Source organism: Streptomyces sodiiphilus (assembly GCF_039529215.1).
GTDB lineage: Bacteria > Actinomycetota > Actinomycetes > Streptomycetales > Streptomycetaceae > Streptomyces > Streptomyces sodiiphilus.
Window position 1 is genome coordinate 165196 of the sequence record NZ_BAAAMJ010000030.1, and the last position, 13377, is coordinate 178572.

The window sequence follows — 13377 nt, forward strand, 5'->3', positions numbered from 1 at the left end:
GGATCTTATGGATCATGTGGTGCGCACGCCAAAACGGCAGCCGTGAGCACCGGCCACCCCCGTCCGATCCCGAATGCGCATCCAGGATGCACATTTGGTAGCGTGCGTGCCGTGCGACTGATGAAGTTCACCGATCTGGCCCTGCGGGTGGCGATGCTGCTCGCCGCCCGCGACGGCTCCGCCGAACTGCTGCGCACCCGCGAGGTGGCCGAGGCACTGGCCGTGCCGCACTCGCACGCCGCGAAGGTCGTCAGCCGGCTCCAGCACCTGGGCGTGATCGAGGCCCGCCGTGGACGCGGCGGCGGGCTGAGCCTCAGCGGCGGCGGGGCCGGAGTCTCGGTGGGCCGGCTGGTGCGCGAACTGGAGGGTGAGGGCGACGTGGTGGGGTGCGAGGACGCGACTCCGTGCCCGCTGCGCCGGGCCTGCCGGCTGCGCACCGCTCTGCGCACGGCACAGGAGGCCTTCTTCTCCTCCCTCGACCCGCTGACCATCGCCGATCTGGCCGCCGCGCCGACCGGCCCGGTCCTGCTCGGGCTCGGCCCCACGGCCACCGGTGGACGCAGCACCCCCGAGCATCCCACCACCCCCGCCTGACGCTCCGGCTCCGCACCACCCTGCCACCCCAACCCCAACCCCCACCCCTGAAAGTGGTATCTGAGATTCCCCTTCAAGGAGGATTCATGCTGTCCGCATCCGCTGCCGAAACCGTCCGTGCCACGCTCCCCGCCGTCGGGAAGGCCATCGACGAGGTGGCCCGGGTCTTCTACCGCACGATGTTCACCGATCACCCCAAGCTGCTGGACGGCCTGTTCAACCGCGGCAACCAGGCCACCGGCGAGCAGCGCGCGGCGCTGGCGGGCTCCGTGGTGACCTTCGCCCGCGTACTGGTGGAGCGCCCCGGCGAACGGCCCGACGCCCTGCTGGGCCGGATCGCCCACAAGCACGTCTCGGTCGGGGTGCGCAAGGATCAGTACCCGCTGGTGCAGCACTACCTGTTCCAGGCCCTGCGACAGGTGCTGGGCCCGGCGGTGACACCCGCCGTCGCCGAGGCCTGGGCCGAGGTCTACTGGCTGATGGCCCACTCCCTGATCGCCGTCGAGGAACGGCTGTACGCACGGTCCGGCGCGGACCGGTACGGCCAGTGGCGTCCCTGGCGGGTCGAGCAGCGGGTGACGGAGACCCCCGGGACCGTCTCCTTCTGGCTCGCCCCGGCCGATGAGACGCCGGTGCCGGGCTTCCGCCCCGGTCAGTACGTCAGCGTGGCCGTCGACCTGCCGGACGGCACCCGCCAGCTGCGCCAGTACAGCCTGTCCGGCGCCTCGCCCGAGGGACGGCGACGGATCACCGTCAGGCGCGTGACGGGCGACGCGGCCACCCCGGCCGGCGAGGTCTCCGAGCTCCTGCACCGCGAGGTCCGCGCGGGAGACATTCTTCAGCTGTCCGCACCCGCCGGCGACATCGCGCTGGACGAGGGCGGCGCACCGGTCCTGCTCGCCTCGGCCGGCATCGGCATCACCCCGATGGCCGGCATGCTGGCGCACCTCGCCGCCGCACGGTCACGGCGGCGCGTCATCGCCGTGCACGCCGACCGCAGCGAGACGGACCACGTGCTGCGGGAGGAGCAGGCGCGGCTCATCGCGGGGCTCCCGGAGGCGGAACTCCACCTGTGGTACGAGGAGTGTGCCGCCGGCGGCACGGCGCTGCCCGGCCGCTGCGACCTGTCCCGGCTGGAGCTGCCGCCGGGACTGGTGGCCTACCTGTGCGGGCCGGTGCCCTTCCTGAAGTCGGCCCGGGAGGACCTGCTGCGAGCCGGTGTGGCACCCCGCGACGTGCACTACGAGGTCTTCGGACCGGACCTCGGGCTGGCATGACGAGCCGCACGGCCTTCCCGGACCCACGGCGCCGGGAAGGCCGTGCGGGCGGTTCGCCCGGGGACGCTCAGGCCGCGCTGAGCTCCGGCTTGAGCAGGACCTTCGTCCAGCCGTTCTCCCGCTTGTCGAAGCGGTCGTAGGCCTCCGGCGCCTGCTCCAGCGGCAGGCGGTGGGAGACCACGAAGCTGGGTTCGGCCCGCCCGGCGATGATGAGGTCCCGCAGCTGCCGGTTGTACGCCTTGACGTTGGCCTGACCCGTGCCCATCCGCAGGCCCTTCTCGAAGAAGCGGCCCATCCGGAAGAGCAGCTCGCCGTGGCGCGCCGACTCCGACGGGCCTCCCGGGTCCTCCGTCACGTAGAGGCCGGCCACGCCCAGCAGCCCGGTCGGACGCACCGCCTCCACCAGCGTGTTGAGCACCACCGCGGGCTGCTCCTCTCCCTCGGAGACGGTGGCCTGGTAGCCGACCGCGTCGATCCCCTTGTCGGTGCCAGCTCCCTCGGTGTGCTCCTTGATCTGCTCGGCCGCGTCCGCCCGGCCGAAGTCGATCGCGGTGGCCCCGATCTCCTCGGCCAGCCGCAGCCGGTCCGGCTGCCTGTCCACCACGAACACGCGTGCGGCGCCCCGCAGCATCGCCGAGTAGGCCGCCATGAGGCCCACCGGGCCGGCGCCGAACACGGAGACCGTGTCCCCCGGCCCGACCTGAGCCAGCTCCGTCGCGTGATAGCCGGTCGGGAAGATGTCGGCGAGCAGCGCGAAGTCGTCCTCGTGCTCCCGGCCGGGCGGCAGCTTGAGGCAGTTGAAGTCCGCGAAGGGAACCCTCAGGTACTCCGCCTGACCACCACGGTAGGGGCCCATCGAGACGTAGCCGTAGGCACCGCCCGCGAAGCCGGGGTTGACCGTCAGACAGAACCCCGTCTTGCCGCCCAGACAGTTCGCGCAGAACCCGCAGGCCACATTGAAGGGCAGCACGACCCGGTCGCCCTTGCGGAGCGACACCACACCGGAGCCGGTCTCCTCGACGATCCCCATGTTCTCGTGGCCGAAGACGATGCCGGACTCGGCGCCCGTGCGGCCCTCGTACATGTGCAGATCGGAGCCGCAGATCGCCGTGGTCGTCACCTTGATGACCACGTCGCCGGGATGCTCGATGCGCGCATCCTCCACCTCCTGCACGGCCACCGAATACGGCTCCTGGTACACCACAGCCTTCACGTCGGCCTCCTCTTGGGGGAAATGTCCGAGAAAGGGCGAGTGGCCCGGGTCGGCTCCGCTAAACAGGCGAGAGGGCGGGTACGGGAAAACCTCGTGCCTCCGCCGGGCCGCGACGGGAGGAGAACCCTCTGGCCACCCTGCTGACCTTCGGACACGGCACCGCCGGCCGCGACCGTCTGGCAGAGCTTCTGCACACGGCCGGCGTGCGCGCCGTGGTGGATGTGCGCACGGCGCCCGGCAGCCGGCGCAACCCGGACGCCGGGCGCCGGGAGCTCGGCCGGTGGCTGCCGGCTCAGGGCATGGCCTACCGGTGGGAGCCGAGGCTGGGCGGCTTCCGCAGGCCGGCCCCCGGTTCGCCGGACGCCTTCTGGCGCAACGACTCCTTCCGCGGCTACGCCGGGCACACCAGGACCCCCGGGTTCCTGGCCGCCCTGGACGACCTGCTCGCGCAGGCGGCGGAGCACCGCACGGCGGTGATGTGCAGCGAGTCGGTGTGGTGGCGCAGCCATCGGCGGATCATCGCCGACGCCGCCGTACTCACCCGGGGCGCGCGGGTCGAGCACCTCGCCCACGACGGCCGCCGCACCCCGCACCCGGTCACCGAGGGGGCGGTCCTGCGCGAGGACGGCCTGCTGGTCTACCCGGCCCCCGGCCACGGGACAGGAACCGGGTCCGCCGGAAGCCCGCAGGACTGACCGCCTCCGGGTGGGCCACTCGTGTTGCAGCAGGAACGGAAGGTGTCCTGGGCAGGGCCGGACGGGAAGGGTGGAGTGCGTGCCCGAAGTCTCCGAGCGGGTCGTCGAGCTGGCCAGCCGGCGCAACGAGCCCGTGGTGGTCCAGACGCTGCGGTCCACGGCCGCGGCGACACTCGCCTATCTGGCGGCCCTGTGGCTGGTGGACGTCCCCGCCCCGCTGCTGGCACCACTGACCGCGCTGCTCGTGGTCCAGGTGACCCTGTTCGCCACTCTCACCAGCGGTATCCGCAGGGTGAACGCTGTGGTGGCCGGGGTGACCGTGGCCGTCGGGTTCAGCGCCCTGATGGGGCTGAGCTGGTGGAGCCTGGGGCTGCTCATCCTGGCCTCGCTCACGGTGGGGCACCTGGTCCGGGCAGGACAGTTCGTTCCCGAGGTAGCGATCAGCGCGATGCTGGTCCTCGGGGTGACCCGGGTCGCCGAGACCGCCCTGGACCGTGTCCTGGAGACACTCATCGGGGCGGTGGTCGGTCTGCTGTTCAACGTGATCTTCGTCCCGCCGGTGTGGGTACGGTCCGCCGAGGAGGCGATCGAGGACCTGGCCGGGCGGATGCGGCGGCTGCTGCTGCGGGTGGGGGACGAGGTCCGCGGCCCCTCCCTGGTCGAGGACGCCGCCGAGAAGCTCCACGAGGCCCGTCGGCTGGACAACGACGTCGCCCAGGTCGACGCGTCACTGACCCAGGCGGAGGAGAGCCTGCGCTTCAACCCGCGGGTCAAGGAGGGGCTGCTCTCCCGGGTGGTGCTCCGGACCGGCCTGGACACCCTGGAGATCTGCACGGTCATCCTGCGCACCATGTCCCGGAACCTGACCGATCTGGCCCGGGTCCGGACCCGGGAGGACCTGTTCCCTCCGGTCGTCGAGGACACTCTGGAGGAGTTGTTCGGCCATCTGGCCGGGGCCGTCGACGCCTTCGCGGTGCTCATCACCAGCGAGGTCAGCGCCAGTTCCGAGCAGGCCGAGGAACGGCTCGGCGAGGAACTCGCGGCCGCCCGCGACTCACGGGAACGGCTGGCACACCTGCTGCTGGGCCACATCCGCCGGCACCCGCGGCAGTGGCATCTGTACGGCTCCCTGCTGGCCGAGACCGACCGCATGCTCGACGAGCTGGACGTGGAGAAACGGTCGGTACGGCTGGCCGAGGAACTCGACCGGTACACCCGTGAGCAGCGGGAACGCCACCCGCGCCTGTACCGCCTCAGGAGTCGGCTGTGGGCGGGTCCGCGGCGACGGCGCTCCCGGCCCTGACCACCGGCGCCCGCGCCCGCCCCGGCGAAGGGAGTCCCGGCCTCAGCGGCCCTGCCCTCCGGCACCCAGCTGTGCCATCAGCTGCTCGGTCTCCGAGATCACCCAGTACTCGGCGAGCCGTCCGCCGGAGTGGCGCAGGATGTCGTGACCGTGGAACTCCACGACCGTCCCGGGCTCGGCGCGGACCCCCGGCAACGCCGGATCCCCCGCATAGGTGCCGTGGGCACGCCAGCGGGCACAGATCAACTGCCCCTCGACGATCGGCCCCACCTCGGCGTGAAACCGCAGACCCTCGAACGGGCGGCGGCCCTCGCGGACGGTCTCGGCCAGCGCGTGCGCTCCGCGCACCAGCGCCGGCCTGCCGGGCCAGTGCCCGAGGAAGTCACGGGTGACCAGGTCCTCAGCGACCCGGCCCACCCGGTCGAGATCGCCGTTCCAGAGCTCCTCCAGCCATCGGGTGTACAGGGTGTGCGGGTTCCCACCTCGGCTCATATCACCCAATTGTGTCACTCTCCGGCCGATTCCGTCATGGCCACGGCCCACGGAGTCACCCCGGGATGCCGCCGGCCCGCTCGCGCAGGTACTGCCAGGCCCTGTCCACCTGTTCCCGCAGCTCCTCCATCGAGCCGTCGTTGTCCAGCACGATGTCGGCGACCGCCCGGCGCTCCGCCCGGCCCGCCTGCGCCGCCATCCGGGCCCGCGCGTCGGCCTCCGCCATGCCCCGCAGCCGCACCAGGCGGTCCAGCCGGGTCTCCTCGGAGGCATCCACCACGAGCACGGCGTCGTACAGATCCTGCAGCCCGTTCTCGGCGAGCAGAGGCACGTCCTGAACGATGATCGCGTCCGGATCGCGCGCGACAGCCGCCTCCTGGAGCCGGGCGGAGCGGTCGCGCACCAGAGGATGGATGATCGCGTTGAGCGCCCGGAGCCGCTCCGGGTCGGCGAAGACGATGCCGCCCAGCCGCTCGCGGTCCAGCGTCCCGGCGGGCGTCAGGATCTCCTCCCCGAACTCGCGCACCACCGCGGCCAGCCCTTCGGTTCCCGGCTCCACCACCTCGCGGGCGATCCGGTCCGCATCGATGATCACCGCCCCGCGGGCGGCCAGAAGCCGGACCGCTTCGCTCTTGCCCGCTCCGATACCGCCGGTCAGTCCCACTGTGAGCATGCGGGCAGGCTATCGTTCCGTGCCGCCGCCGCTCTCGCCCTCCCCGCGCTCGGCCAGGAACCGCTCGAAGACCTCGCCGAGTTCCTCCGCGGAGGGCAGCTCCGCGGGCTCGGCCATCAGGCTGCCGCGCGTCTCCGCTCCGGCCATCGCGTCGTACTGCTGCTCCAGCCCACGCACCACGGAGACCAGCTCCGCGTCCCCGTCGGCCAGTTCGCGCTCGATATCCTCCCGGGTGCGCAGCGCGCGGGAGCGCAGCTCCTGCGCCGCTTCCGGCAGCACCAGACCGGTGGCCGCGGTCACGGACTCCAGCACGGTCAGCGAGGCGTCCGGGTAGCGGGACCGGGCAAGATAGTGCGGCACATGAGCGGCGAGCCCCAGGACATCGTGGCCGGCCTCGCCCAGCCGGAACTCCGTGAGAGCCGCGGCGCTGCCCGGGACCTGGGCCTCGTCGAACATGCTGCGGTGCCCGGGCAGCAGGTCGGTGCGACTGCCGTGCGGGGTGAGCCCCACCGGGCGGGTGTGCGGGACACCCATCGGGATGCCGTGGAAGGTCACCGCCAGGCGGACCCCCAGCCGCTCCATGATCTGCCGGACGGCAGCGGCGAACCGCTCCCATTCCACATCCGGCTCCGGGCCGCTGAGCAGCAGAAACGGCTGGCCGGTGGCATCATTCAGCAGCTGAAGCTCCAGCACGGGGGTCGTGTAGGACGTCCAGCGGTCGCGCCGGAAGGTCATGGCCGGCCGACGCGCCCGGTAGTCCACCAGACGGTCGTGGTCGAAACGGGCCACGGTGGTGGATGCGCGCCCCTCCCGCAACTGCTCGACGAGTTGCGCCCCGGTCTCGCCGGCGTCGATGAAGCCCTCGAAGTGGTACAGCAGGACGGGCCCGGCATCGCCCTCACGGCTGACCTCCTCCTCGGCCTGCCGCAGGCCGTCGGGGTCCCACGTGTACAAATCCTGCGGATCGTGCACCGTCAACCGCACCCTTTCTGGTCTTGCCCTGCCACCGGAACCAACGAACCGGGTCTGCGGAGCATTCCCGCCTTCGGCGTCCTCACCTCCGGCACGGGCGAGGGCCCGCCCCCCGGTACGGGAGGCGGGCCCTCGGTGTGCCGGCTTGCCGCCGTCAGCGAGCGGTCAGCTCTGGCCTCCGGCCAGCTTCTCGCGCAGCGCCGCCAGCGCCTCGTCCGAGGCCAGCGCACCCGAGTCGTCGGACGACTCCGAGGAGTACGACCCGCCGCCGGTGCCGCCGCCCTGCGAGGACTGGCCACCGCCGCCGGCCGCACCCTCGGCCTCGGCCTGGGCGTCCGCCTCGCGGGACTTGATGACCTGGGCCTGGTGCTGCTCGAAGCGGACCTGCGCCTCGGCGTACTGGCGCTCCCACTCCTCGCGCTGCTTCTCGTACCCCTCCAGCCAGTCGTTGGCCTCGGGGTCGAAGCCCTCGGGGTAGATGTAGTTGCCCTGGTCGTCGTAGGACGCCGCCATGCCGTACAGCGTGGGGTCGAACTCGACGGCCATCGGGTCCTCGCCACCGAAGTTCTCGTTCGCCTGCTTCAGCGAGAGGCTGATCCGGCGACGCTCCAGGTCGATGTCGATGACCTTGACGAAGATCTCGTCGTTGACCTGGACGACCTGCTCGGGGATCTCCACGTGGCGCTCGGCCAGCTCGGAGATGTGGACCAGGCCCTCGATGCCCTCGTCCACCCGGACGAACGCGCCGAACGGCACCAGCTTGGTGACCTTGCCGGGAACGACCTGGCCGATCTGGTGGGTCCGGGCGAACTGCTGCCACGGGTCCTCCTGGGTCGCCTTCAGCGACAGGGAGACCCGCTCGCGGTCCATGTCGACGTCCAGGACCTCGACCGTGACCTCCTGGCCGACCTCGACGACCTCGGAGGGGTGGTCGATGTGCTTCCAGGACAGCTCGGAGACGTGCACCAGGCCGTCCACGCCGCCCAGGTCCACGAACGCACCGAAGTTGACGATGGAGGAGACGACGCCGGAGCGCACCTGACCCTTCTGGAGGGTGGTGAGGAAGGTCTGGCGGACCTCGCTCTGGGTCTGCTCCAGCCAGGCACGGCGGGACAGCACCACGTTGTTGCGGTTCTTGTCCAGCTCGATGATCTTGGCCTCGAGCTCCTTGCCGACATACGGCTGGAGGTCGCGGACGCGACGCATCTCCACCAGGGAGGCCGGGAGGAAGCCGCGCAGGCCGATGTCGAGGATCAGGCCGCCCTTGACGACCTCGATGACGGTGCCGGTGACGATGCCGTCCTCGTCCTTGATCTTCTCGATCGTGCCCCAGGCCCGCTCGTACTGAGCGCGCTTCTTGGACAGGATCAGGCGGCCTTCCTTGTCCTCCTTCTGGAGAACGAGGGCCTCGATCTCGTCGCCGACGGCGACGACCTCGTTCGGGTCGACGTCGTGCTTGATCGACAGCTCGCGGGAGGGGATCACGCCCTCGGTCTTGTAACCGATGTCGAGCAGGACCTCGTCCCGGTCGACCTTCACGATGACGCCGTCGACGATGTCGCCGTCGTTGAAGTACTTGATCGTCTCGTCGATCGCGGCGAGGAAGGCTTCCTCGGAACCGATGTCGTTGACCGCAACCTGCGGGGTGGTCACGGTGGTCTCGGTGCTGCTCGTCATGTGGTAAAGGGCTCCGGTACGGACAGTGTGTCGTAGGCACTACCACGCTCGCGGACCCGAGCCGCACCGCCGAAGCCGGACAGCCTGAGAAGCGCTCCTCCAGGACCTCCGGAGACCGGAGATCCGGGAAGCGCCTCGCCGACCGAGGGGACATCACAACCGATGCGAGCGCGACCTGCTCCGTCCGAGGCGCGCAGGCCCGCAGCGCGTCTTATAGCATACGTGCGCCGACGGACCGGGTCAATGCGCGCTTCGCCCCAGCAGGGGCCCAATCGGGCCAAATCCGGCGTCGGCCGGCCCGTCGTGTGCGACAGGGCACAGTTCTCCGAACGGGACGGGGCCCCCGGCCCCCCTCCGCGGCCCCCGGGGCCACACTGGACCGCGTGATTCCTGATCAGCGCCTCGACCGGCTCCCCGTCCGCACCGCGCTGCCCGCCCTGCGGGAGGCCCTGACGGCCGGTGGCACCGCCGTGCTCGCCGCCCCGCCGGGCACCGGGAAGACCACAGCCGTACCGCTCGCGCTGGCCGGATCAGGACTCCGCGTGCTGGTCGCCGAACCCCGCAGGATCGCCGCCCGTGCCGCAGCCCGCCGGATGGCCTGGGTGCTCGGCGAGCCCGTGGGCCGGCGGGTCGGCTTCACCGTACGCGGCGAACGCCGGGCCGGCCCGCAGACCGTGGTGGAGGTGGTGACCACCGGGGTACTGCTGCAACGGCTGCAGCGGGACCAGGACCTTCCCGGCGTCGACCTGGTGATGCTCGACGAATGCCACGAGCGGCATCTGGACGCCGACACCGCCACCGCATTCCTGCTCGATATCCGGGCCGCGCTGCGCCCCGGCCTGGCTCTGGTGGCCGCCTCCGCCACCACCGACACCGAGGGCTGGGCCCGTCTGCTGGACGCCCCGGTGGTGACCGCCGGCGGCACCGCGCACCCGGTGGAGGTGGTGTGGGCGCCGCCGCCGCGCCCGGTGCGTCCCCCGCACGGCACACGCGTGGACCCCGCGCTCCTGGAGCACGTGGCCCACGTGATCCGCAGGGCGCTGCGCGAACGGGACGGAGACGTGCTGTGCTTCCTGCCGGGTGTCGGGGAGATAGGACGGGTCGCCGGCCTGCTGGCGGACGGCGGCACGGGCCCCGAGGGGACCGAGGTGCTGCGCGTGCACGGGCAGGCCCCCGCAGCCGTGCAGGACGCGGTGCTGGCCGGTACGGACCGGGGCGCACCGCGTCGGGTGGTGCTCGCGACCGCGGTCGCGGAGTCCAGCCTGACGGTCCCCGGGGTGCGGGTGGTGGTGGACGCCGGGCTGGCGCGCGAGCCGCGCACCGACCACGCCCGGGGACTGAGTGCCCTGACGACGGTGCGCGTCTCGCGGGCGGCGGCCGAGCAACGGGCGGGGCGGGCCGGGCGGGAGGCGCCCGGCACCGTGTACCGGTGCTGGGACCGGGGCGAGGACGCACGGCTGCCCCGGCAGCCCGCACCCGAGATCTCGGTGGCCGACCTGACCTCCTTCGCCCTGCACACCGCCTGCTGGGGCGACCCGGACGCCTCCGGACTGGCTCTGCTGGATCCGCCGCCGGAAGGGGCCATGGCCGCGGCGCGGGCAACCCTCCGGTCGATCGGGGCAACCGCTCCGGACGGCCGGATCACCCCCCGGGGCGAACAGATGGCCCGCGTCGGTCTCCACCCGCGGCTGGCCCGGGCCCTGCTGGACGGCGCCGGACGGGTCGGTGCCCGGCGGGCGGCGGAGGTGGTGGCGCTCCTGAGCGAGGAACCGCCGCGCGAGTGGGGCGACGACCTGGCCGCCGCCCTGCGGGCCGCGCGGCGCGGGAACGACCCGTACACCGGCCGCTGGCGAGCCGAGGTGCGCCGGCTGTGCGGCGCCCTGGAACAGACCGGCGGCGCGGACGCCGGGAACCGGGTGACGGGCGCGCGGGACGACGGAGGCGACGACACCCACGCATCCGGCCTGGTGGCCGCCCTGGCGTTTCCCGAGCGGGTGGCCGGACAGCGCGGCGGCGGATCCCTGCTGATGGCCTCGGGGACACGCGCGGACCTGGCGGAGGGATCCGCACTGCGGAACGTCCCCTGGCTGGCGGTCGCGGTGGCCGACCGGCCGGTGCAGGCGGCGTCCGCACGCGTGCGCCTCGCCGCGGTGATCGACGAGGAGACCGCCCGGTGGGCCGCCGCCCCGCTCGTCGAGGAGGAGCAGGAGGTGTTCTGGTCGGACGTCCGCCGGGACGTGGTGGCACGGCGGGTGGAGCGGATCGGCGCGGTGGAGCTGCGCGAGCAGCGCCTGGACGCGCCCGACCCCGCCCGGCTGCGCGCAGCGCTGCTGGAAGGGCTGCGCAGGGAGGGCGTGGGGGTGCTGCGCCCCGGCCCCGCGGCCGAGGGGCTGCGGCAGCGGATGTCCTTCCTGCACCGGGTCCTGGGCGACCCGTGGCCGGAGGTCTCCGACGCCGCGGTCACCGCGCGTGCCGGTGACCTGCTGGATCCGGGGGCACGCCGCCGTGCCGACCTGGAGCGGCTGGACGTGCACGCGCTGCTGACGGGCATGCTGCCGTGGGCTGCGGGGGAGGCGGCCAGGCTGGAGGAACTGGCGCCGGAGCGCATCGAGGTGCCCTCGGGCTCCAGGATCAAAGTGGACTACTCGGGCGACCAGCCGGTCCTGGCGGTCAAGCTCCAGGAGCTCTTCGGGCTCGACCGCACCCCGCGGATCGCCGGCGGGCGGGTGCCGGTACTGCTGCACCTGCTCTCCCCCGCGGGGCGGCCGGCCGCGGTCACCGCCGACCTGGCGTCGTTCTGGCGCGAGGGCTATCGCGCGGTGCGGGCGGAACTGCGCGGGCGGTACCCCCGGCACCCGTGGCCACAGGACCCGGGCACCGCCCGGCCGACCCGGCGGACGAACGCCCGCCGGTCCTGAGAGGCCGGCGGGCGGCATCCGGTACCGGGCCGCGAGCCCGGCCCTCCGGGCTGTCCCGTCAGGCCAGGCGACGGGGGAGGACGGCGGAGTCGGCGTCCTCCCCGGCTCCGTCCCGGTCCTGTCCGTCCTTCGTGCCGTCGCCGTCCGCGTCGTCACCCTCGGGGTTCTCCGGGCCGGGACATTCCTCGCCGGGCTCCTCCTCCGGTTCCTCCTCGCCGTTCTCACCGGAGGGGTCCGGCGAGGCGGTGGGTGAGGCGGTGGGTGAGGCGGTAACGGTCGGCGAGGGGGCCGGGGTCGCGGTCGGGTCCGCGGACTCCGTGGGCTCCGGCTCCGGGTCCCCGGGGCACCCTGGCTCCCCGGGCTCGGTGGGCTCCCCCGGGCCAGTGGGAGTGGGAGACGGCTCCGGCACGGTGGGTGTCGGGGACGGCTCCGGCTCCGTGGGCTCCGGCACGGTGGGTGTCGGGGACGGCTCCGGCTCCGTGGGGTCCGCGCCGGTCGGCTCCGGCGAGGGCTGCTGCGGCCGCGAGGGCTCCCCGGGGCCCGGCCCGATGCCGCCGCTCGCGCTCGCGGTCGGCCGGGGGGCGGCCTCGACGCCCTTGCCACCACCGTCTCCGCGGTCCGGCGAGCCGCCCCGGCCGGTGTCCGGGCTCTGGCTCCCGCCGCTCTGCCTGTCCTTGCCCTTGCTCTTTCCGCCCCCGCCGGTGGCCGGGTCGGGGGAGCCTGGGCCGGGAGTGGTGGGCAGCCTGCCCTCGCCGTCGGGCACCTCGTGGGTGCCGCGGTAGTAGTACTCCAGCCAGGACTTCACGGTGTTCACGTACTCGCGCGAGTAGTTGTAGCTCAGCAGGGCCCGGTCGAGGTCCGCGGCCCGCGAGAGGTCCCGGCCCCCGGCACAGAGGTAGTTGCCCGCCGCCACCGTGGCGTCGTAGACGTTGTTGGGGTCCTTCACGCCGTCACCGTTGCCGTCGGCACCCCAGGTCGCCCAGGTGGAGGGGATGAACTGCATCGGCCCCACGGCGCGGTCGAAGACCGCGTCGCCGTCCCACCGGCCGCCGTCGGTGTCCTTGATCCGGGCGAAGCCGTTCCCGTCCAGGACCGGACCCAGAATCCGGCTGTTCGTGGTGCCGTACCGGTCCACATCACCGCCGCGGGCATGGCCTGACTCCACCTTGCCGATGGCGGCCAGGAGTTCCCAGTCGAGGTTGCAGCCGGGGGTGGTCTCCGCGAGCCGCTCCTCGGCCTTGCGGTAGGCGTCCAGGACCGTGGCCGGAATCCCCGCCTCGGCGGGCCCCGCCGGCGTGGCCGGGTCACCGCCCTGCCCGCTCTCCGGCAGCCCGGGCTCCAGGGGGCCGGACTCCACCGTGTCCAGCGGGGGGAGTTCGGTGTGGTACGGAGGAAAGTCGGTGTCGGCGGCGACGTCGTCCCGCTGAGCCGCCGGGTCTCTCGGCTCCTGCGCCTCGGACTCCGGAATCATCAGCTCCGATGCCTGGGAGGCGGTGAGGGCGGCCATCGCCGCCGCGGCCACCGCGGATCCCGAAATGCCCCTGCGAACCCTGCCGATGCGCA

At 73.1% G+C, this 13377-nt stretch carries 11 protein-coding genes; 5 read left to right on the forward strand and 6 right to left on the reverse strand.

Annotated elements, in window-relative coordinates; translation table 11 throughout:
- The first annotated feature begins 111 nt into the window (after nt 1-111).
- Together ABD299_RS15030 and ABD299_RS15035 are read left to right on the forward strand one after the other, a co-directional pair.
- Nucleotides 112-594 (forward strand): RrF2 family transcriptional regulator, encoded by a 483-nt coding sequence (locus ABD299_RS15030; protein ID WP_344262724.1) that lies wholly within the window; start codon nt 112-114, stop codon nt 592-594.
- An 86-nt stretch (nt 595-680) separates the two neighbouring features.
- Nucleotides 681-1871 carry a globin domain-containing protein gene (locus ABD299_RS15035; RefSeq protein WP_344262484.1) on the forward strand — a complete coding sequence of 397 codons (1191 nt, stop codon included), beginning with the start codon at nt 681-683 and terminating at the stop codon, nt 1869-1871.
- A gap of 67 nt (nt 1872-1938) precedes the next feature.
- Here ABD299_RS15035 and ABD299_RS15040 read toward each other — a convergent pair whose 3' ends face one another.
- Nucleotides 1939-3084, reverse strand: coding sequence for a glutathione-independent formaldehyde dehydrogenase (locus ABD299_RS15040; RefSeq protein ID WP_344262486.1), 1146 nt, complete (start codon nt 3082-3084; stop codon nt 1939-1941).
- Nucleotides 3085-3212: 128 nt separating this feature from the next.
- Here ABD299_RS15040 and ABD299_RS15045 point away from each other — a divergent pair, with 128 nt between their 5' ends.
- Both ABD299_RS15045 and ABD299_RS15050 read left to right on the forward strand, forming a co-directional pair.
- The gene (locus ABD299_RS15045; RefSeq protein ID WP_344262726.1) at nt 3213-3779 is read left to right on the forward strand and encodes a DUF488 domain-containing protein; all 567 of its coding nucleotides are present in this window, start codon (nt 3213-3215) and stop codon (nt 3777-3779) included.
- 79 nt (nt 3780-3858) lie between these two features.
- The gene (locus ABD299_RS15050) at nt 3859-5082 is read left to right on the forward strand and encodes an FUSC family protein (protein WP_344262488.1); all 1224 of its coding nucleotides are present in this window, start codon (nt 3859-3861) and stop codon (nt 5080-5082) included.
- A gap of 42 nt (nt 5083-5124) precedes the next feature.
- Here the strand turns inward: ABD299_RS15050 and ABD299_RS15055 are convergent, their stop codons facing one another.
- The 4 genes from ABD299_RS15055 to rpsA all read right to left on the reverse strand — a co-directional run bounded on the left by ABD299_RS15055 (nt 5125) and on the right by rpsA (nt 8896).
- Nucleotides 5125-5574, reverse strand: a complete 450-nt coding sequence (locus tag ABD299_RS15055) for an ester cyclase (protein ID WP_344262491.1) — start codon at nt 5572-5574, stop codon at nt 5125-5127.
- A 55-nt stretch (nt 5575-5629) separates the two neighbouring features.
- On the reverse strand, nt 5630-6247 hold the full coding sequence (gene coaE / locus ABD299_RS15060) for a dephospho-CoA kinase (RefSeq protein ID WP_344262493.1): 618 nt from the start codon (nt 6245-6247) through the stop codon (nt 5630-5632).
- A gap of 9 nt (nt 6248-6256) precedes the next feature.
- Entirely contained in the window at nt 6257-7219 is a 963-nt protein-coding gene (locus ABD299_RS15065; protein ID WP_344262495.1) for a PAC2 family protein, read from the reverse strand.
- A gap of 165 nt (nt 7220-7384) precedes the next feature.
- Complete coding sequence (gene rpsA / locus ABD299_RS15070; RefSeq protein ID WP_344262497.1) at nt 7385-8896, reverse strand: 30S ribosomal protein S1; 1512 nt, start codon at nt 8894-8896, stop codon at nt 7385-7387.
- Nucleotides 8897-9279: 383 nt separating this feature from the next.
- On the opposite strand from rpsA, the gene hrpB reads away from it, so the two are divergent.
- Nucleotides 9280-11814 carry an ATP-dependent helicase HrpB gene (gene hrpB, locus ABD299_RS15075; protein WP_344262499.1) on the forward strand — a complete coding sequence of 845 codons (2535 nt, stop codon included), beginning with the start codon at nt 9280-9282 and terminating at the stop codon, nt 11812-11814.
- 58 nt (nt 11815-11872) lie between these two features.
- On the opposite strand, the gene ABD299_RS15080 is transcribed toward hrpB, so the two are convergent.
- A complete protein-coding gene (locus ABD299_RS15080; RefSeq protein ID WP_425581344.1) occupies nt 11873-13321 on the reverse strand; it encodes a lytic transglycosylase domain-containing protein in 1449 nt (482 codons plus the stop codon).
- Nucleotides 13322-13377: the final 56 nt, after the last annotated feature.

Excerpts from the sequence above, each read along its gene's own strand:
- ABD299_RS15055 (WP_344262491.1), bottom strand. The coding sequence starts at position 5,574 with ATGAGCCGAGGTGGGAACCCGCACACCCTGTACACCCGATGGCTGGAG.
- rpsA (WP_344262497.1), bottom strand. The coding sequence starts at position 8,896 with ATGACGAGCAGCACCGAGACCACCGTGACCACCCCGCAGGTTGCGGTC.
- ABD299_RS15035 (WP_344262484.1), top strand. The coding sequence starts at position 681 with ATGCTGTCCGCATCCGCTGCCGAAACCGTCCGTGCCACGCTCCCCGCC.
- coaE (WP_344262493.1), bottom strand. The coding sequence starts at position 6,247 with ATGCTCACAGTGGGACTGACCGGCGGTATCGGAGCGGGCAAGAGCGAA.
- ABD299_RS15080 (WP_425581344.1), bottom strand. The coding sequence starts at position 13,321 with ATGGCCGCCCTCACCGCCTCCCAGGCATCGGAGCTGATGATTCCGGAG.